The sequence below is a fragment of the Flagellimonas marina genome, assembly GCF_042651185.1.
GTDB classification, from domain to species: Bacteria; Bacteroidota; Bacteroidia; order Flavobacteriales; family Flavobacteriaceae; genus Flagellimonas; species Flagellimonas marina.
Genome location: NZ_JBHSCL010000004.1, coordinates 377,233 through 398,073 on the forward strand (window position 1 = coordinate 377,233; position 20,841 = coordinate 398,073).

At 41.5% G+C, this 20,841-nt stretch carries 17 protein-coding genes and 1 tRNA gene; 9 read left to right on the forward strand and 9 right to left on the reverse strand.

The window, feature by feature from the left end:
- Nucleotides 1-45: 45 nt before the first annotated feature.
- The 7 genes from ACFOWS_RS05170 to ACFOWS_RS05200 all read left to right on the forward strand — a co-directional run bounded on the left by ACFOWS_RS05170 (nucleotide 46) and on the right by ACFOWS_RS05200 (nucleotide 9,729).
- Nucleotides 46-2,151 (forward strand): bifunctional aldolase/short-chain dehydrogenase, encoded by a 2,106-nt coding sequence (locus ACFOWS_RS05170; protein ID WP_379762895.1) that lies wholly within the window; start codon nucleotides 46-48, stop codon nucleotides 2,149-2,151.
- 107 nt (nucleotides 2,152-2,258) lie between these two features.
- The gene (locus ACFOWS_RS05175; protein ID WP_379762896.1) at nucleotides 2,259-3,539 is read left to right on the forward strand and encodes a sugar isomerase; all 1,281 of its coding nucleotides are present in this window, start codon (nucleotides 2,259-2,261) and stop codon (nucleotides 3,537-3,539) included.
- A 4-nt stretch (nucleotides 3,540-3,543) separates the two neighbouring features.
- Complete coding sequence (locus tag ACFOWS_RS05180) at nucleotides 3,544-4,920, forward strand: FGGY-family carbohydrate kinase (RefSeq protein ID WP_379762897.1); 1,377 nt, start codon at nucleotides 3,544-3,546, stop codon at nucleotides 4,918-4,920.
- A complete protein-coding gene (locus ACFOWS_RS05185) occupies nucleotides 4,917-6,071 on the forward strand; it encodes an alpha-hydroxy acid oxidase (RefSeq protein WP_379762898.1) in 1,155 nt (384 codons plus the stop codon). The genes ACFOWS_RS05180 and ACFOWS_RS05185 overlap by 4 nt, the downstream gene beginning before the upstream one ends.
- 10 nt (nucleotides 6,072-6,081) lie before the next feature.
- Complete coding sequence (locus ACFOWS_RS05190; RefSeq protein WP_379762899.1) at nucleotides 6,082-7,509, forward strand: purine-cytosine permease family protein; 1,428 nt, start codon at nucleotides 6,082-6,084, stop codon at nucleotides 7,507-7,509.
- Nucleotides 7,510-8,526 carry a class 1 fructose-bisphosphatase gene (gene fbp / locus ACFOWS_RS05195; RefSeq protein WP_379762900.1) on the forward strand — a complete coding sequence of 339 codons (1,017 nt, stop codon included), beginning with the start codon at nucleotides 7,510-7,512 and terminating at the stop codon, nucleotides 8,524-8,526.
- Between the two features lie 63 nt (nucleotides 8,527-8,589).
- On the forward strand, nucleotides 8,590-9,729 hold the full coding sequence (locus ACFOWS_RS05200) for a formylglycine-generating enzyme family protein (protein WP_379762902.1): 1,140 nt from the start codon (nucleotides 8,590-8,592) through the stop codon (nucleotides 9,727-9,729).
- Between the two features lie 28 nt (nucleotides 9,730-9,757).
- On the opposite strand, the gene ACFOWS_RS05205 is transcribed toward ACFOWS_RS05200, so the two are convergent.
- The 7 genes from ACFOWS_RS05205 to ACFOWS_RS05235 form a co-directional block, all read right to left on the reverse strand.
- Complete coding sequence (locus ACFOWS_RS05205; protein WP_379762903.1) at nucleotides 9,758-11,149, reverse strand: FAD-binding oxidoreductase; 1,392 nt, start codon at nucleotides 11,147-11,149, stop codon at nucleotides 9,758-9,760.
- 21 nt (nucleotides 11,150-11,170) lie between these two features.
- Nucleotides 11,171-12,016, reverse strand: coding sequence for an SDR family oxidoreductase (locus ACFOWS_RS05210; protein WP_379762904.1), 846 nt, complete (start codon nucleotides 12,014-12,016; stop codon nucleotides 11,171-11,173).
- A gap of 11 nt (nucleotides 12,017-12,027) precedes the next feature.
- Nucleotides 12,028-12,879, reverse strand: coding sequence for an amidohydrolase family protein (locus ACFOWS_RS05215; RefSeq protein ID WP_379762905.1), 852 nt, complete (start codon nucleotides 12,877-12,879; stop codon nucleotides 12,028-12,030).
- Between the two features lie 9 nt (nucleotides 12,880-12,888).
- Complete coding sequence (locus ACFOWS_RS05220; protein WP_379762906.1) at nucleotides 12,889-13,926, reverse strand: L-rhamnose/proton symporter RhaT; 1,038 nt, start codon at nucleotides 13,924-13,926, stop codon at nucleotides 12,889-12,891.
- Nucleotides 13,927-14,521: 595 nt separating this feature from the next.
- Nucleotides 14,522-15,379, reverse strand: a complete 858-nt coding sequence (locus ACFOWS_RS05225) for a fumarylacetoacetate hydrolase family protein (protein ID WP_379762908.1) — start codon at nucleotides 15,377-15,379, stop codon at nucleotides 14,522-14,524.
- A gap of 9 nt (nucleotides 15,380-15,388) precedes the next feature.
- On the reverse strand, nucleotides 15,389-16,165 hold the full coding sequence (locus ACFOWS_RS05230) for an SDR family NAD(P)-dependent oxidoreductase (RefSeq protein WP_379762909.1): 777 nt from the start codon (nucleotides 16,163-16,165) through the stop codon (nucleotides 15,389-15,391).
- A 288-nt stretch (nucleotides 16,166-16,453) separates the two neighbouring features.
- Nucleotides 16,454-16,527: transfer RNA gene (locus ACFOWS_RS05235), tRNA-Arg, on the reverse strand.
- Nucleotides 16,528-16,594: 67 nt separating this feature from the next.
- Here ACFOWS_RS05235 and ACFOWS_RS05240 point away from each other — a divergent pair.
- Nucleotides 16,595-17,107: an adenine phosphoribosyltransferase gene (locus ACFOWS_RS05240; protein WP_379762910.1), complete on the forward strand. Its 513-nt coding sequence runs from the start codon at nucleotides 16,595-16,597 to the stop codon at nucleotides 17,105-17,107.
- Here the strand turns inward: ACFOWS_RS05240 and ACFOWS_RS05245 are convergent.
- Nucleotides 17,104-17,250 (reverse strand): SsrA-binding protein, encoded by a 147-nt coding sequence (locus ACFOWS_RS05245; protein ID WP_366587572.1) that lies wholly within the window; start codon nucleotides 17,248-17,250, stop codon nucleotides 17,104-17,106. The genes ACFOWS_RS05240 and ACFOWS_RS05245 overlap by 4 nt on opposite strands.
- 210 nt (nucleotides 17,251-17,460) lie before the next feature.
- Nucleotides 17,461-19,239 (reverse strand): DUF885 domain-containing protein, encoded by a 1,779-nt coding sequence (locus ACFOWS_RS05250; RefSeq protein ID WP_379762911.1) that lies wholly within the window; start codon nucleotides 19,237-19,239, stop codon nucleotides 17,461-17,463.
- A gap of 644 nt (nucleotides 19,240-19,883) precedes the next feature.
- Between ACFOWS_RS05250 and ACFOWS_RS05255 the strand changes: the two genes are divergently transcribed.
- A complete protein-coding gene (locus ACFOWS_RS05255; protein ID WP_366587578.1) occupies nucleotides 19,884-20,822 on the forward strand; it encodes a calcium/sodium antiporter in 939 nt (312 codons plus the stop codon).
- The last annotated feature ends 19 nt before the right edge of the window (nucleotides 20,823-20,841 follow it).

The window sequence follows — 20,841 nt, forward strand, 5'->3', positions numbered from 1 at the left end:
TATATCTTTAATTATGTTAGCTGAATAAATAACAAAAACTGTAAGATGAGCACTAAACCTAAGGCTTTTAAGTACGTAAACTACCTTTGGGACGATAAAAAGGCAAATGAATTTGGTGATGACCAAGTTTCACTTTTTTTATACAGATCTAACATATTGGGATCTGACCTGAGAATTACCAATTATGGCGGTGGTAACACAAGCTGTAAAACGATAGAAAAAGACCCGTTGACCAATGAAGAAGTTGAGGTGATGTGGATCAAGGGTTCCGGAGGTGATATAGGGACTTTGGACAAGAGTGGAATAGCAGGTCTCTACACAGCAAGACTTAGAAGTTTAAAGAATGTTTACCAAGGACTTGATGATGAAGATCGAATGGTCGGCCTCTTCAATCATTGCATATATGATCTAGACAGTCGGGCCCCTTCAATAGATACACCATTACACGGTCTGTTACCGTTCAAGCATATTGACCATTTGCACCCAGATGCACTGATTGCTGTAGCTGCCGCAAAAGACAGCGAGAAGGTTACCAAAGAAATCTGGGGTGATACCATGGGCTGGGTACCGTGGCAACGACCAGGGTTTGATTTAGGTCTGCAATTGGAAAAGTGCTTGGAAGAAAACCCTGGAATTCGAGGGATTGTCTTGGGTAGCCATGGGCTTTTCACTTGGGGTGACACTTCCTACGAATGTTATATCAATAGCCTTGAAGTAATCGAGATGGCCTCGGAATACATTGCTAAAAAGGTAAAAGAGAAGGGGAGTGTGTTTGGCGGCGCAAAAGTAAAATCGCTGCAAGGTGATGAGCGTAAAGAAAAAGCAGCACAATTGATGCCTTTGTTAAGGGGGCTTTGTTCATCAGAAAACAGAATGATAGGTCATTTTAATGACTCGGATACAGTCTTGGAATATATCAACAGTCATGATTTAGAGCGCCTTGCACCTATGGGCACCTCATGTCCTGATCATTTTCTTAGAACAAAGATTCAGCCCTTGGTTTTGGACTTGAGCCCCAATGAAGATATTACCGATGCGGAAAAGACATTGAACAAGCTAAAACCTGCTTTTGAGCAATACAGGAAAGAGTATGAAGCGTATTACAATACGTGCAAAAGGGACAATAGTCCCGCAATGCGGGATCCAAACCCAGTGATCATTTTGTATCCTGGGGTTGGTATGTTCAGCTTTGCCAAAAATAAGCAGACAACGCGGGTGGCAAGTGAATTCTATATCAACGCCATCAATGTAATGCGAGGTGCCGAAGCAATCTCGGCATATACCTCACTTCCAAGACAGGAAGCTTTTGATATTGAGTACTGGTTGTTGGAGGAAGCAAAACTGCAACGAATGCCGAAAGAAAAACCATTGTCAAGGAAAGTTGCCTTGGTCACGGGAGCAGGGGGCGGTATTGGAAAAGCCATTGCTGATAAATTGGTTGAAGAAGGGGCAAATGTTGTCTTGACGGATGTGGCCGAGAATAGATTGCAAGAAGCTGTTCAGTCCTATAAAAAAGATACAGCCGCCTATGAGGTTTGTGATGTCACCAAAATAGAGTCAATACAAAATGCGTACAAAAAAGCATGTCTTGAGTTTGGAGGTGTGGATATTGTGATTCATAGCGCAGGTCTTGCCATATCTAAACCTTTGGCGGAGACATCCGAGTCGGATTGGGATATTTTACAAGATGTTTTGGTGAAAGGTCAATTTGAACTGGCAAAGCAAGGTGTGGAAATTATGAGAAAACAAGGACAAGGTGGGGATTTTATATCGATTGCCAGTAAAAATGGATTGGTAGCTGGCCCAAATAATGTGGGTTATGGTACCGCCAAGGCAGCCCAACAGCATATGGTGCGCCTATTGGCATCCGAACTCGCCTCAGACAAAATTAGAGTCAATACGGTTAATCCTGACGGCGTGATCGTGGGCAGTAAAATCTGGGAAGGTGATTGGGCAGAAGGTAGGGCAAAAGCCTATGGTATTACTGTTGAAGAACTTCCGGCCCATTATGCCAAAAGAAATTTATTGAACGAGATTATTTATCCGGAGGATATAGCAAATGGCGTATTTGCGCTTGTAGGTTTGCTAGATAAGTCCACCGGTAATATTATCAATGTTGATGGAGGTATGGCCAACGCCTTTGTTCGATAGCAAAAATTAAGTTTTAGTTAATTTAAGTTGGTTTGAGTTAGTTTGTGAAGTCTATGAGGCCGTTTAACAGCGGCCCATGGATTTCCTAACCTATTTGATGATGACATATGGAAATTAGAAAAGACATACTCCAAGAACAAAATAAGAAGCAAATTCAAGACCTTGAGGATGATTTTTCCAGAGTAGCGGAAAAACTCACAAAAAAAGGAGTCAATATACAAGGGTTACTTCAAAGGCTACAAGACTTTCAAGTGGCCATTCCAAGTTGGGCCTTAGGCGCAGGAGGTACCCGTTTTGGTAGATTTGGGTTCTACGGAGAACCTACCAGTTTGGAAGAAAAGATTGATGATATTGGAATTCTGCACACTCTCACAAAGACGGCAGGAGCTGTTTCGTTGCACATACCTTGGGACATACCTAACGACTATGCTGCAATAAAAGAGAAAGCCAAAGACCACGGGATAATCTTTGATGCGGTAAATTCAAACACCTTTCAAGATCAATCCAATGCCCAATTGAGTTATCGCCACGGTTCACTCAGCAGTATGGATAAAGAAGTGAGGCAAATGGCGGTTCAGCATAACAACGATGTTGTTGATATAGGTGAAAAATTGGGATCTAAAAGCTTGACTGTTTGGTTGGCGGACGGAACCAACTTTCCGGGGCAGAGAGATTTTCAGAGCTCCCTTCTCAACACTGAGGACAGTTTAAAGAAGATCTATGGTCACATGCCGGATGATTGGAAGCTGTTTATAGAATACAAACCCTACGAACCCAATTTCTACAGTACCGTTATACAGGACTGGGGCACCTCATTTATGTTGGCCAATGCCTGCGGTGATAGGGCCTATACCCTTGTGGACTTGGGGCATCATTTGCCAAACACGAACATTGAGCAAATTGTGGCCACCTTGATGCTCAAGGGCAAACTGGGCGGATTCCATTTCAATGATAGCAAATATGGGGATGACGACCTTACCGTAGGAAGCATAAAACCCTACAGCTTGTTTTTGATTTTCAACGAATTGGTCAATGGAATGGAAAGAAACAAACAAAACCCGGAATTGGCGTGGATGATCGATGCAAGCCATAACATAAAGGATCCCTTGGAAGATTTGCTACAGTCACTGGAGGCCATACAGGAATCCTATGCCAAAGCAATGCTAATTGATCAAGAAAGTCTTTCCGAAGCGCAGTCCAAAGGCGATGTGGTCCAGTGCCAAGAAATTCTGCAGGATGCCTTCAGGACGGATGTGAGGCCCTTGCTTGCAAAAGCGCGGGTCGACTTAGGTGGAGCTGTAAACCCCTTGAAGACCTACAGGGCAATGGAAGTAAGAAATAAATTAATCGCAGAGCGTGGAAAACACACGGTTGCAACAGGATTATGATTGAATGGGCAAGAAAAAAGTAACCGCGGTCTTTGATATTGGTAAAACAAATAAAAAATTCTTCCTTTTTGATGAGAATTATGAGGAAGTGCATCGGGAATACCGCCAGTTTAAAAATAAGGTTGACGAAGAAAACCACCCTTGCGAAGATATAGAGGAGCTTCAAGTTTGGCTAAAAAGTGTTTTTGAAAATACCATCAACTTGAACAATTATGATGTGCAAGCCCTTAATTTTTCTACGTATGGTGCCAGCTTTGTGCATTTAGATGAACATGGCGACCCTTTACTGCCCATGTACAACTATACCAAGCCCATACCAGAGGAGGTCACCAAAGGTTTTTTTGCCAAGTACGGCCCCAAGGAGCAATTGTTGGCCTTGACAGGTTCAGACGATGCAGGTTTATTGAACTCGGGAATGCAGTTGTATTGGCTAAAACACTATAAGCCTGAAATCTTCAAAAAAATTAAGGTATCATTACACCTACCCCAATACATTAGTTATGTATTTACAGGTGTTCCAGTTTCAGAATATACTAGTTTGGGTTCTCATACTTTACTATGGAATTACCAAAAGAAGGACTATCACGATTGGGTTTATAAAGAAGGTTTCCACAAAATATTGGCACCATTGGTACCTTCGGAAACCAGTATAAACATGAACTACAACGGTAACCGAATAAAAGTAGGGGTGGGCATACACGATAGTTCCGCAGCACTTCTGCCGTACATTAGGGGAGCAAAAGAAAAGTTCGTGTTGGTGTCAACGGGTACCTGGAGCATCGCTTTCAATCCATTTGTTGATGGAAACCTATCCGAACAGGACATCAAAAATGATTGCATTAATTATATGCGAATCAATGGTAAGCCTGTGAAGGCCTCAAGAATATTTCTGGGCAATGAATATAAGCTACAGATTGATTTTCTGAACAAACATTTTGGAGTAGAAAAAGATAGACACAAAAAGGTGAAATTCGATTTTGACACTTTTTTTGAAATCAACAAAGATTTTGTGCATCTTTTTAGGTGGCAAAGCTTTTCGGACGAGAACATGCCCGATAAAACAGAGATTCCATATAATACGTTTGAGCACGCTTACCATCATTTAATGATCGAGCTTACCATGATACAGGTAAAAATCATTAAAAGGGTTATGGATGATAAGATTATCGACAATCTTTATATTGATGGTGGTTTCACTGATAATGATATTTATGTGAAGTTGTTGGCCCACTACTTGAAAAATACACAGGTAATGACAACTGATTCGGCATTGGGGTCATCAATAGGAGCTGCGATAGCCATTTCTGATCAGAAGCTGAACTCAAAATTTCTAAGCAAGAATTACGCACTTAAAAAACACGTTCCATTCGTTATAAAATGAACCTTGTAGCACAAATAGATAGTAGATACCCATCCACACAAGACCTACGGCTGCGTTCCAAGAAGAAGGTGCCCGGCTTTGCATTTGAGTATCTTGATGGAGGATGCAATGAAGACATCAATATCGTAAGGAACACAAAGGAGATAAGGGACGTAAAACTTCAACCCAGATACCTTAGGAATTATGGTGAAAGTTCGTTGAAAACCTCACTTTTTGGAATTGAATATGATGCTCCCTTCGGTATATCACCAGTCGGCCTTCAAGGGTTGATGTGGCCCAATTCGCCTGAAATTTTGGCCAAGGCAGCCTTTGAGCACAACATTCCCTTTATTTTGAGCACGGTCACCACTATGAGCATAGAAAGGGCAAGTGAATTGACGGAGGGTAAAGCTTGGTTTCAGTTATACAACCCTGTGGATGATCATGTAAGAAATGATATTATTGGTAGGGCCGAAAGTGCGGGGTGCCCCGTTTTGGTGCTATTGTGCGATGTGCCCACCTTTGGATATCGCCCTCGAGACATTAAGAATGGTCTTGCGCTTCCTCCAAAAATGTCGGTTAAAAATATTTTACAGATTCTGGGCAAGCCCGAGTGGGCCATTAAAACGTTGCGCTATGGCCAGCCTACGTTTGAAACACTCAAACCCTACACACCAGAGGGATTGAACTTAAAACAGTTGGGATTGTTCATGGACAAGACTTTTTCAGGAAAATTGAACCGTGAGAAGATTATGCCGATAAGGGACAAATGGAAGGGAAAGCTGGTGTTGAAGGGCGTAGCTTCGGAAGAAGACACAAAAGATGCCATAGATATGGGGTTTGATGGGATTATTGTATCAAACCATGGAGGCAGACAATTGGATGCGGCGGAATCCACCATTGCGCCCTTGAGCCGAATTGCTGAAAAATATAAAGACCAGTTGACCATAATGATGGATAGCGGTATACAATCTGGACCAGATATTGCCAGAAGTTTGGCAAGTGGCGCTGATTTTACCTTTATGGGCAGGTCCTTTATGTACAGTGTCGGTGCTTTAGGTAATAAGGGCGGCAACCATGCCATTGCCATGTTCAAAAGACAGTTGGGTCAAGTCATGGATCAGCTATGTTGCAAAAAAATCGAAGACTTGCCAAATCACCTAATTAAATAACCAATTTAAAATGACCAAGCACAATATTGAAAATGAGCAGGAGAATTCCGCTTCAGGCGAATTTGAGAGAGAACCGGTACCAAAATCAAAATTAAAAAGCTGGAAAAGCTTTTTGGGCATGTATGCCGGGGAGCATGCCGCTGGCACAGAATTCATGATAGGCCCATTGTTCTTAACGGCGGGCGTAAGTGCTTTCGATTTGATCATAGGGCTGTTATTGGGAAATCTTTTAGCCGTGCTGAGCTGGCGTTTTCTTACGGCCCACATTGCTGTGAAAAGAAGATTGACGCTCTACTATCAGTTGGAAAGAATAGCTGGTAAAAAGTTGGTAACGTTTTACAATCTGGCCAATGGATTCTTGTTTTGCTTTTTAGCAGGTGCCATGGTTACTGTTTCGGCCACAGCAGTGGGTGTTCCTTTTGATATGGAAATGCCAAAGCTGACCGATACCGTGCCCAATAGTTTAACCTGGGTAATTATTGTGTTGCTGATAGGATTGGTAATTTCCATTATTGCGGCAAGGGGGTATGAAACAGTGTCAAAAGCGGCCAATTGGATGTCGCCCATCATCGTAACAGGTTTTATTGCCTGTGGCATAGTGGCCCTTTCACAATTGAACGTTGGCAGCCTTGAAGATTTTTGGAACATTTGGGGAGAGGGAACCGATCCCTTTCCTGGTCAGCTTAAGTTTGGATTCTGGCATGTGGTGATTTGGTCATGGTTTGCCAATGCGGCCATGCACGTGGGCATGTCAGATTTATCGGTTTTTCGATATGCCAAGCATGAGTCCAGCGGTTGGACCACGGCTGCGGGGATGTATGTAGGACACTATATGGCGTGGATAGCAGCAGCTTTGTTGTATGCCGTTTACCTGAAATCTCCAGAGGCACAGGCCTTTTTGGGCAATGGGGAAGCACCACCAGTGGCTCCCGGACCCTTGGCCCATAACGCAATCGGTATTTTTGGAATCATAGTGGTCATCCTTGCAGGATGGACCACGGCCAATCCCACAATCTACCGTGCTGGACTTGCATTTCAGGCCATAATGCCAAAATTGAGCACGGCCAAGGTGACTTTCATCGCTGGGATGATTGCGACAGTAGCCGGCTTATTTCCTGCCTTTGCTATGAAATTATTGGGCTTTGTGGCGTTATATGGATTCATTTTGGCCCCGTTTGGAGCCATCATTGTATTTGAACATTTCTTTGCCAAGCGTTTTGCTCTTGTTGAGGATTATGCGGCCAAAGAACGTATTGGGTTCAATAAAGCCGTATTTTGGTCTTGGGCCGTAAGTTTTGGTGTCTTCTATTTTATTTCCCTGTATTTTGATGTATTCCTTTCATTTGTAACCCTTCCTGCATGGATTTTGTGTGGTATACTGTTTTTAGTGTTCAGTAAGTGGCTCCAAAGAGGGTATACTGTTGCAAATGGTTCTTAGATGGAAAGGCCAATTACACTTGGAGAGTACATTGTTGAGAACCAAAAAGATTTTGCCTATGCCAAGGGAGAACTCACTGCGCTGTTAAGTTCCATTAAACTGGCAGGAAAAGTTGTCAATGAGAAAATAAATAAGGCTGGACTGGCCAATATCATTGGCAAATTAGATAAAGAAAATGTTCAAGGTGAGATTCAGGCGAAACTTGATATTATTGCCAACGATGTTTTTATAGACACATTAAGAAATCGAGGCGAGATCTGTGGTTTGGCCTCTGAAGAGATGGAAAGTTTTATCTCTTTTGATGAAACCATAAATCTGGATTCCAAATACGTGGTGCTGATAGATCCTTTGGACGGGTCTTCCAATATCGATGTAAACGTTACGGTTGGAACCATTTTTAGCATATACCGAAGAATATCGCCTGTTGGAAGCCCTGTGACCCTTGAGGACTTTTTACAGCCAGGGATTAACCAGATTGCGGCAGGATATCTTATTTATGGTTCATCCACAATATTGGTGTACACTGTTGGTAATGGAGTAAATGGATTCACTTTTAATCCGGGCGTGGGGTCATTTTTTCTTTCACATCCCAATATAAAATTTCCTGATACTGCTGAGATATATTCTGTAAATGAGGGCAATTATGAACATTTTCCTAAGGGAATAAAAAAGTTTATCAAGTGGGCGCAACGAACCGATGTTTCACAAAATACGCCCTTAACTGCACGATATACAGGTTCTTTGGTGGCGGACATCCATAGAAATATGCTCTTGGGGGGTATTTATTTATATCCCCAAGGCTCATTATCACCTAACGGAAAATTGCGGTTGCTTTATGAAGCCAATCCCATCGCATTTATCACAGAACAGGCCGGGGGCAAGGCAGTTGATGGCAAGAACAGGATTTTGGAAATCCTTCCAAAAGAACTGCACCAGCGCTCACCATTGATTTGTGGTTCAAAAAAGCTTGTGAACCGTGTGGAAAACTTCATCGACAAATTTCCGGGCGGATGTTGAGTTTTAAAAAGAGCATAGAACGACAAACTCGTCCAACAAGCATATAATTGTTTGATTCAAAGTATGGAAAACAATAATCTTCAGAAATTAAGATCCTATCGGGCCAAGGCTACCTTTGTATTGCTCTTTGTTTCGGTTTTTGTTCTGGGTTGCTTCAATATAAAAAAAGATAAAAAACAGAACGAAGCTCCTCAAAAGGTTGTAGAGGATAAGATTATTGTGGATGTACCAAATCATATTGAGTCAATACCAGAAGGTATGGTATGGATACCCGGTGGTAGCTTTGATCAGGGTGCGGTCGATGTTGATAAATTTGCCATGGCACACGAAAAACCAAGGCACAAGGTTGCTGTTGATGGGTTTTTTATGGATGCCCATGAGGTTACCAATGCCCAATTTTCCCAGTTTGTGGAAGAAACGGGGTATGTTACCGTAGCTGAAAGGCAAATTGATTGGGAGGAAATGAAAAAGCAACTTCCCCAAGGGACACCCAAGCCCCATGATTCCATTTTACAGCCTGGTTCGTTGGTTTTCAAGAAAACAAAGTCGAGCGTACCCAATCTTTATGATTATTCCCAATGGTGGGAATGGAAAATTGGAGCCAATTGGAAACATCCTTACGGGCCCAACAGTACCATAGAGGGGAGGGAGAACCATCCAGTGGTGCATATTGCTTTGGAGGATGCCCAAGCCTATTGCAAATGGGCGGGAAAAAGGTTGCCTACCGAAGCGGAATGGGAGTATGCTGCGCGAGGAAACAACAAAGATGCCCAATTTTTCTGGGGAGATGAAATAGGCGTGTTGAGCAACTATGCCAATACTTGGGAGGGTGAGTTTCCGGTGAACAATTCACTGAATGATGGCTTTGAAAGAACAGCTCCTGTGATGAGCTATCCAAAAAACGGATTTGGACTTTATGATATGGCAGGAAATGTTTGGGAATGGACCAGCGACTGGTTTAACATAGATTATTACAAGGAATTGGCGAACGGAAACAGTGTTGCCAGAAATCCTGTAGGAGCTTCCAAAGCTTATAATCCCAATAATCCATACCTTCAAGAAAAGGTCATAAAGGGAGGGTCCTTTCTATGTAGTGCGTCGTATTGTGCCAGTTATAGAATATCTGCTAGAATGGCCACGAGTCCAGATTCGGGCATGGAACATTTAGGGTTTAGAACTGTCTTATCTGTAAAAAGTGAGTAAGTAGTCCTACTTGTTTACTTTAGATAGGCTAAGCATCAATAATTTTCCCGCAGTTCAATATACCTCTAGGATCTAGGGAAACCTTTAATAACCGCATCAATTCAATTTCTTCGGTAGACCTACTGAGTTGCAAATACTCTTTTTTGTGCACTCCTATACCATGCTCAGCTGAAACGGAACCTTCAAGATGTTTTAAAGGACCATATACAATATCATTGACCTTTTTGGTTAGTTCGGTAGTTCCATTGGATTTTCCGACAAGGAAATGAATATTGCCATCGGCGACATGCCCATGTGCAAAGTAGATTTCCACTTCGGGCAGATTTTCAAATGCGTCAAAGACCTGATCCACGTAATTTCCGATGTCTTTAATGGGAAGGCTTACGTCAAAATTCTGTACATGGTTGCATTTCTCAACGAGAACATCCACATCTTCACGTATTCTCCAAAAAAAGTCAAGGTGTTGTGCGGACTGGGCCAATGTGGCATCATCAATCAATTCTTGGGATAGTGCTTCTCCCAAGAGTTCTTCCAATAGCTGCTGATCTTTGGAATGGTCACTCCCTAAAGTTTCCAAAAGAACATAATATGTATAGCCATAGGGCAAGGGCTTGGGAATGTTTGTGCTGGATGAGGTCATCTCCTTAAAATTAACTTCCCACAAAAGCTCATAACCACTTAGGATTCCACCAAGCTCCATATCCATAAATTTTAAAAAAGCAACTACATTCCCATAGTCGTTAATGCCCACAAAGGCACTATTTCTGCTTCTGGGTTTTTCTTGTAATCTTAAAACAGCCTTAGTCACAACCCCTAAAGTGCCTTCTGAGCCGATGAACAATTGTTTAAGATCATAACCTGAGTTGTCCTTGATGATTTTTTTCATGGAAGAAATGATAGTACCATCTGCCAAGACCGCTTCAAGGCCCAAAATCAAGTTTCTCGTCATTCCGTACTTAAAAACCCGAAGTCCACCCGCATTTGTTGAGATTACACCTCCTATTTGGGCAGACCCTTTTGCTCCAAAAGTCATTGGAAAGAGTAAATTTTCCTTTTCAACTGCAAGGTGGATATTTTCCAAGATCACTCCAGCTTGAACGCTAATGGTTCTACCTGACGGATCTAATTCCTCAATTTGGTTCATTCGCTCCATGGCAATTACTACCTCGTCTTTTGATACCTCCGTACTACCTACCAGATTGGTTAGACCACCATGAACTACCGTAGGCTGATGGTATTTATGGCAAATGGATAGAATATCTGATACATCTTTTGTAGTGGTTGGAAAGAAGACCGCTTTGGCCATTAAAGGTTTTTCCATTTCCCAAATGTGACAGAATCTATCCTTTAATTCAGACCCAACAAGTACTTTTTCAGCACCAATTTTTTTTGTGATTTCTTCTATAAATCTATCTTTCATGCTGTTTGTTCAAATATGTATTCACTGAGAGCCGGCATTGATCGTATATTCGCCAAGACCTTCTGGCCCCATAGAAAGGTATCCTCCATCTACCATTATATTGGTTCCGGTTATAAAAGAGGCATCGTTGCTTAATAGGAAGAGAACGGGTCTTGCCACTTCAATGGCCAATCCCATTCGTTTTAGCATATGAAATCGTCCCCAGATGGGATCCCATTTTTTACGCCCACCGCCATCTAAGTCGGCTGCTTTATCGGTTTCTTTGGTCCATATCCAACCAGGGTCTACACTGTTCACTCGAATATTATCATTTGCCAAATCCAATGCTTGGCATTTAGTAAGTTGGTTCACCGCTCCCTTTGACGTATTGTACGTCCATCTATCCTTTTGTGCGATATGGGCAGAAATACTGGAGATGTTTACAATTGCCCCGCCACCGGACTTTTTCATAAATGGATGTACTGCTTTTGCCATGCGGGCATAGGCCAAGGGACCAACTGTAAAACTTCGCATCCAATCTTCGGTTGTTGCATTTACCCCTGTAGCGGTAAACGAAAAGGCATTATTGACCAAATAATTTATGCTTCCGTATCTTTTGAAGGTTTCCAGCACAGCTTCCTCGCAAAATTTTTCATCTCCCATATCACCTTTTAGGAAAGTTGTCTGATATCCCTTTTTTTGATTTTCTTCCTGTACGTTCTTACCGGCAGCATCGATGTCTGTAAATAAGACTTTGCCACCTTCCTTACAAAACTCTTCTGTAATTGCACGTCCAAGTCCAGATGCTCCACCTGTGATGATAGCTACCTTATCTTTAAACCGATTTGAATAAAAACTATGTTTATCTATATTGGATGTGTTCTCCATTTCTAAGAGGATTATAAATTATAAAAATGAATCGCATTATTTTTAAAAATGGCTATACGATCTTCTTGGGAGAGCCCATTGGTTAGGGCAGTTGCCGTTTTGAACCATTTTGACCAAGACGAAGCACGAAGGGCATGCGGCCAGTCGCTTCCCCAAATAAGCCATTCGGGACCAAAAGCATCCATTACGGCTTCTGCATAGGGCCTTAGGTCTTCGATGTTCCAATTTTCCAAATCGGCATTGCATACCAGATTTGAGAATTTACAATAATGAGGTCCGGAATTGGCAAAGCTCTTAAGATGGCTTTTCCAGGGCTCCATTTGTTTTTCCAAAATGTTGGGATTGCCAATATGGTCTAGAATAAATCGTGTGTCAGGGCACTTTTCAACAAGCTTTAACACAGCAGGGAAATGTTCTGGTCCAATGGTAAGTTCAAAGTGAAGACCGTAAGTCCCCAAAAGTTGTACAGCTTCCACAAATTTGGGTTGAATACAAAAATTGATGTCTTTCTCTGGTTCAATTAACTGTCTAACCCCTTTTATTCGTTTATCTTTTTTAAATGCTTCCAACGTCTTCGCCACAATGCTTCCGGTGTGCAGTGGAGCCCATGGAACAATACCGGATAGTTTTTTGTCTTCATCAGCAAGTGTCTGCACCCATTCTATTTCATCCATAAATTGCGAGGGCTTGCACTCAGCTTGCACAAAAACCATTTTTTCAACATTAACTTCACTTGATGCCTCATAATAATCAGACAAGGAAAAGCTTCGGTTTATTTTCGGGAAATTCATTAACCATGGATAGTTCAGCTTTTGTAAATCCCAAAGGTGAATATGTGCATCAACAACTGATAAATTTTCCATATAAAACAACTAGCCATTCATAACATAAGTGGAGTAGCCTAATAGGATGAAAGCGATGCATAGGGTGAAAACACCATAAAGCATTATGCGACGAGGTTTTGATCCTGAGTTTTTCCATTCTCCCCCTAGAGCCCCTGCTAAATTACCCGTTAAAATTGAAGCGAGTATCATCATGGGAAAGCCTGCATAAGCGCCATAATCTCCCATTGCGTTTGCGCCTATTCCATAAATGATTATTCCTCCTGGCCAAGCCAATCCCATAAAAAGGGCACCAAGCCATTCTATGGTAAGACTTCCTTTTTTCAAATTCTTGAGTGTCCCTTTTTTAACCATCATATAAAAACCATAGACGGTATTAATGAAAAAGTTGGCTGTAAAGACCAAACTCCATAGGGCAAAACTTGTTGCATATTCGGGTACGTGCATCGCTATGGCCTCATCGGTGATGGGTGCACCAAAAATAAAGGCAAAGTTGACACCGGCAGAAAGGATACCGGATATAATACAAAAAAGGATGCCTGACTTAAAACTCCCTTTAACATGAGATCTAGTTGTGCTTTTGTCTTTGGATAGTAGGACAGTCTCTTTTTGCTTAGCCGCCACCGACATGATGACTACCCCAAGAATCATAGTTGTGACCGCGATAATTAGAATATAACCTCCCTTGGTAGCGAGTTGCGAAGGCTCAAAGACGGACAATGGTACAATGGAACCAAAAATATTGATGAGCCCCATTAGAATTGAAACTCCCAGAGCCATGCCCATTGCAGCTATGGCCCTTCCCCAGTATATTCCGCCGATTCCCCATGCAACACCACTTAAAATAACCCCTATTAAGACTGTGCTCGGGATTGAGGAATATAATTGGGATAGGTCTTCAACATATAGAGAGGCTAACGGCCAAGGCAGTAAAAGGAGCGCAAAAAGAGAACCAATCCCCCATATATTCTCAAACTGCCAAGATTTTACTTTAGTCACTGGTATGGAAAACAATCCTTCCAGGATTCCTCCCAATGTAACAAGTATAACCCCTATAGAGAACGACATAATTAATTGCTTTTGATTGGCTTATCAGAATTTTATTTCGGTTAGGCTGTTCACCAGTACTTTTGTATAACTCAGTCCTATGAAACCACAAACCGGCAATGGTTTGGTAAGTGAAACTTACAGGAAATCCGAACTTTGAAATGCAATGAAACTGGTTTTCAAAGTAAACTTGGTCTAAGAACTTTCAATTACACTTGTATGCATCTTAAATCATCACACGAAATTGAAAGTTGGCTCTTATATCCGTCATCCGGATTTCTATTGCCTCTTGTAGTTCAATAGTGTTATTTATCTCAATGATAATCGGAAAGCCCTATAATAGTATCCTGCACCTACCTGACTTTAATCTTCAGCAGTAAATAGGATTGGTTCTGTGAATAGGTCGGCCAGCATTCAAATTTTTGGACTTTTAGTCTTTATCTGAATGGGTATGGCACATGTGCGATCAACCGTTTGACGATTATTTAAATAGATGATTTCTGCCTTGGTAAATAGGTATTTGGCACTTGATTTTATGAGCAGTTCTAAAAAGCCCAATCCATCAATTTATTGTAATCGAAGTGCTTTCAGTAATCAAAAGATTTAGAGGTACTCTCTATTTTTTGTAGGCGACACAGGTTTGTTTGGAAGATCCTAACCCTTCAATGCCAAGTTCCATAGTATCGCCGGGGGAGAGGTATCTGGGTGGGTTAAAACCAAGGCCAACCCCGAAAGGCGTCCCTGTTGAGATGACATCCCCGGGCAAAAGTGTCATAAATTGGCTAATGTAGGAAACCACTTCTTGCACATTAAATATAAAATCTGATGTAGATGAATGTTGTAGGCGTTCACCATTAACATCCAACCATAAATCTAAATTGTTGGGATTTTTTATTTCATCTGATGTGGCAATGAACGGGCCTAATGGAGCAAATGTATCACAGCCCTTGCCTTTGCACCATTGTCCTTCTTTCTCTATTTGGAATGCCCTTTCACTAATGTCGTTATGAAGAACATAACCTGCAATGTGCTCCATGGCCTCGGTTTCTTCAATGTATGAGGCTTTCTTGCCAATTACAATGGCGAGTTCCACCTCCCAATCTGTCTTTTGGGAATTTTTCGGAATTATCACCTCATCATAAGGGCCACAAATAGCCGTTGTGGATTTAAAGAAAAGTACAGGTTCTTTTGGGATGGTCATACCAGCTTCTTTGGCATGCATTGCATAGTTTAACCCCACGCAAACAAGTTTAGAAGGTCTTGCCAAAGGTGGTCCCAACCGAATTTCACTTCCTACTTTTGGACAGTCAGATTCATTATCATTCAACCACTTTCTTAGTTTTTCTATGCCTTGGGAGCCAAAAAATTCCTCATTGTAGTCCATTCCAAATGCAGATACGTCAAGTCTTGTTCCGTCTTCCAGTTGCACACCCGGTTTTTCTTTTCCGAAAGCTCCAAATCGAATTAATTTCATATGCCGTGTTTAACCTTTTAATTTTATGAACCCACCATCGATGGGGTAATCTGTTCCAGTAATAAATTTTGCCTCATCTGAACAAAGAAAGAGGGCCAAGTCAGCAACTTCTTGAGGATTTCCCATGCGTCCTAGTGGCTGACTCTTAGAAAGTTTATCCAATATTTCTTCTTCCTGACCAGGGTAGTTCTTTTTGATGAAACCCTCTACGAAAGGTGTATATACCCTCCCGGGAGAAATACAATTGCAACGTATTCCATAGTTGATATAATCATTGGCAATGGAATAGGTCATGGTAAGCACGGCACCTTTGGTCATTGAATAGGCAAACCGGTCCGTAATCCCTACCGAAGCTGCTACAGATGCAATGTTTAAAATAGTGCCATTTTTCTTTATTTTCATGTGGGGGAGAATGGACTTGGTGCAATTATAGATGCCTTTAATGTTGACCTGATATAAGCGATCTAGGTCTTGTTCCATAACTGCCTCTATATTTCCTACATGGGCAATGCCTGCATTGTTTACCAGAATGTCAGGCACCCCATATTCTGTAATTTTGGCAAGGACTTCTTTTACATTTTCAAGATTTGAAACATCGCACATATACCCTATAGCGTCTTGTTTCAATGCTGCGATTTCTTCAGCGGTCTTTTGAGAGGATTCTAAGTTTGCGTCTAAAATAAAGACCTTTGCACCTTGCGCGGCAAACGTCTGGGAGATTGCTTTCCCAATGCCACTGCCACCTCCTGTAACAATAGCCAACTTGCCGTTCAAATTAAACTTCATATATAGGATTTGCTTCCAAATAAAAAACACAAAGTTCTTAATCTGGGCTACAATTATAATCAGTTTTTAACTAACAATAAATATCCAGAGGTGTTTCATTTTTATATAAAAATGTTGCAAATAAAAGTGGTAAATAAAATTTATCTTGCGATTTCCATACTGAAATCCGAGTTTTTTTGTAATAAATATTGCCTTTGCTCTTCCTGAAAATGCTCTGTTTTGAAAATAGCCCAAATAAAAAAACGCTCAAGCAAGCTTGGCGTTTTTTCTAGTTGAACAATTTATTCGTGACCGCGGCAGGATTCAAACCTGCAACCTTCTGAGCCGTAATCAGATGCGCTATTCAGTTGCGCCACGCGGCCTTTTAACAGGGCTGCAAATATATTTCTTTTTAACTTTACTACAAAACCACCTCATCTAAAATTATTTATGGATTTTGCTGCTTACGTCCGCGATATCGAAGACTTTCCAAAGCCTGGTGTGACCTTCAAGGATATTACGCCGCTCTTAAAAAATCCTCAGACACTAAAGAAAGCGTGTGATGCGTTGTACAACTTCACTACAAACTTAAAGATTGATAAGGTGGTTGGGGTGGACAGTAGGGGTTTTATTTTTGCACCCATGTTGGCAGCACGGCTACAAGCAGGTTTTGTTCCCGTGAGGAAAAAAGGAAAACTACCTTATAACACAGTTTCAGAGGCCTATGAGTTGGAGTACGGGTCTGAAATTTTGGAAATCCATACTGATGCCATTGAAAAAGGGGAGAAGATATTGATTCATGATGATGTTTTGGCAACGGGAGGAACAGCCAGTGCGGTTTGCAAGCTGGTTGAAAAATTAGGAGGAGAAGTGGTTCAGTGTAATTTTTTGATAGAGCTTACTTTTTTGAACGGGGCCGAAAAGCTAAATGGATATCAAATTGAGTCTTTGCTGCAATACTAACTGTCCAGCGCCCTTGTGGTGATATAGTACCGCCATCCAATTATCGCCAATTGTAATTTTGATGCTTTTGCTAAATCCAATCCCCGTTTGGTGTAGGAGGGAAGAATGGCTTTATTGATTTTGGCAAGAATCTTATAGAACATGGTCCACTGTGTTGGTCATTACAAATATAGCCAAGATGTTGCTATCTGTCTAGCTTAACTTAATAAAAGAAGCCGTCCAGAAAAGCATAAAATGTCAGTTCGAGCGCAGTCGAGAACCTTTGTGGAGTGCTAGGTTAGAAATACATCTCGACTGCGCTCGATGTGACACCGTTTTAATCAAGCTTTCTAGATAGCTTCTCTGTACTGGTGTTATTTACTGGCCTCAATCCAGCTGTTGATTTTATCTTCCAGCAACGCCAATGGTACGCACCCGGGTTCCAAGACTTGGTTGTGAAATTGGCCAATATCAAACTTGTCCCCAAGCATATCTTCCGCTTTTTTGCGTAACTCCTGAATCTTCAACTGACCAATTTTATAGGATAAAGCCTGTCCCGGATTGGCCATATAACGCTCAATTTCAGAGATGATGCTGGCTTCAGATTCGGCTTCATTGTCTAAAGAATATTGGATGGCCTGCTCGCGGGTCCATCCTTTGGAATGCAATCCGGTATCCACTACCAAGCGGACGGCCCGGTGCATTTCTGCCCCCAACATCCCAAAATACTGATAGGGATCGGTATATAGTCCCAATTCTTTCCCCAAAGATTCGGTGTAAAGGGCCCAACCCTCACCATAACCACTGTACCAAAGGGTTTTTCTAAATTTTGGCAATTCCTCATTTTCCTGCATCAATGAAATTTGATAATGATGACCTGGAATAGCCTCATGCAAAAACAGGGATTCATCGGAATAGATGTTGTATTCTGAGGCATCAGGAATGGGTACATAAAATACTCCTGGACGGGTACCATCCAAGGAGCCGGGATTGTATTCCGCACTGGCTGATTTTTCACGGAACGCTTCTGTCCTTCGAACCACAAAAGGAGTTTTTGGCTTAGTATCGAACAACTTTTCCAATTGTGGTTTCATGCGCTCATGGATTTCATTAAAATGTGCGATAACTTGCTCTGGCTCGGTAAACGGCATGAGTTCTTCATTGCTCCGTACATAGTCAAAGAATGCTTTTAAGTCACCTTCAAAACCAACCTCTTCCTTTATTTTCTCCATTTCGGAACGGATGCGGGCCACCTCGCTCAATCCCAATTCATGAATTTCTTCGGCGGTCATATTGGTTGTAGTGTATTTTTTTATTTGATGCGCATAATAGGCATCGCCATTTGGCTCTCCTTGAATACCACTGGATTCCCTTCCTGCATCAAGATATTCAGTGCTCATAAAATTGTGCAATTTGGCATACTCAGGAACAATCTTGTTTGTGATCATGTTTGAATATGCCTCAGCGAGCATTGTCTTTTCTTCCTCTGAAAAATCAGCGGGCATATTTTGAATAGGCTGGTAAAACAGATGTTTCTCTACATCTTCTTCCATTTGGGATTCCAACTGAGGTAATACTTTTACGATTAAGGACTTGGGTAGAACATGCCCTTTTTCAATGCCTTCGCGCATCTTGTCCTCGGTACTGGCAAGCCATTCCAGGTATTCATCCACGCGTTGCATCCATTCTTGGTAATCCTCAACAGTTTCAAAGGGTTGCGCACTGGCACCACTGGCCAATTGCCCAATGAAAAGATTTTGGGACCACATTTGATCAACCGGTGTAAGGTCAGCGTTGTAGTCAAACTCTGCCAAATTGATGTTGCATTCCCATTCCAGGATTGCTTTGCTCATTTGCTGGCTATCGGTAAGCTCCGCATCTGGAAAATCTGATAGTTTGCCTTTATAACTTTCATAATAAGCCTTCTTCTCGGCTTTATAGGTATCGGAAAGCAAATTAGGAAATGAATCGTCGTACCTATGATCGCCCGCCATGGTGGCATTGATGGGATTTAATTTCAAGCCCTCTTCGTAATATCCGTTTAATACGGCTTCAAACTCTGCATTAAGGGCGGGTGCTTCCTCTTTTTTAGGTTCCGGTTTACATGACATCATAGCCGTTAGGACTATGAGCAAAATTGTTATTTTTTTCACGTTTTTTGGTTTGTAATGTTACATATGTAAAATAACTAAATCGAACCCACAAGTCATAATTTGAGTGCTAAAGTTTTAATAAAATGAAAAATACAGTTCCCACGGATGATACGGAAGATAACAAAGAGGACAGAATCTTCATGTACTACAAAAGAATGGTTTCTATCAAATGTAATAGCAAAAAGACAAGAAATTTTACAATGGAAAGCATGGAATGTTTGATTTAAATGGTTGTTAATAATCGGGTTAAATCGATATTGTTTTTTGAAGATAAAATGATAAAACTCATGTCTCCAAGGATTTACATCAAAATCTATGCATTTGCATACAAGATTGTAGCTTTTTAAATGAGATACTGCTATACTATTTTACTATCATCTTGAGTGAAGTTATAATATGTAATGTTAAATTGAAATATATATTACATAATGTAATATTTGTAGGGGGTTTTTGGAGCTGTTTTTGAAAACCAAGGGAGCTTTCGTTTAAAAATGGGCCTTTTTGGGCGATCTCGTTTATTTATGATGGGCAGCAGATCTTGTAAAAGCGATATGTTTTGGGTCAGATTATTTTGACCAAAAGTGGTTTTTCAAGATACTTCGTTTACGTAATCTTCCTCTATATTTGCCATAAATTGAGCTTCTTTGGAAAACCTACTTTTTATTGTTCTTGGATTGGTGCTGCTTATAGCTGGAGGAAATTGGTTGTTAAAATCTGCGGTTGCCTTATCGTTACGATTGGCGATTCCCAAAATTGTAATAGGAATGACGGTGGTCTCTTTTGCCACTTCAGCTCCAGAGCTTATAGTGAGCGTTAAAGCTGCTTTGGATGGATTTCCAGACCTGGCCTTAGGGAATGTAGTGGGGTCCAATATAGCCAATCTTGGATTGGTATTGGCAATCACTGTAATTATGGGCAGTATTGATGTTCGCAAAAGTTTTTACACCACGGATTGGCCTGTTATGATGGCCGCATCATTGCTTTTTTGTGGCTTTATTTATTTTGATGGGCAGCTACAGCAGTATGAAGGGATTGTTCTTGTTTCCTTGCTGTTTCTGTTTTTGGTATATCTGCTACGTTTTCAGAAACCTGCTGTTGTGGATGAAATGCCAGAGGACGATGTGCCGCTTCCCTTATATAAAATTGTATTCTTTTTAGGTATAGGGGGCACGGCCCTTTGGGGTGGTTCGGAATTGCTGATCAATGGCGCAGTGGGCATGGCCTCAACACTTGGTGTGAGTGATAGGGTCATTGGTATAACGGTGGTGTCCGTTGGGACAAGCGTCCCAGAATTGGCTGCTTCGGTGATTGCGGTGTTGAAAAAGGAAAAAGCGATATCCCTAGGGAACCTGATTGGTTCAAACATCTTTAATTTGTTGGCGGTACTTGGGATTACCTCCATCATAACCCCTATCACCGTAATGGATCAAGGTTTGCTTTCCAGTGATATTTTTTGGATGCTGGGCATCTCCTTCTTGATATTGCCCCTAGTGTTTTTTCCTAAAGGATTGCGTTTGGGATGGCGGGACGGTCTGGTGTTGCTTCTTTTTTATGTGAGTTTTGTTTACATGACCATAAAATAAAAAACCGCCCCTAAAACAG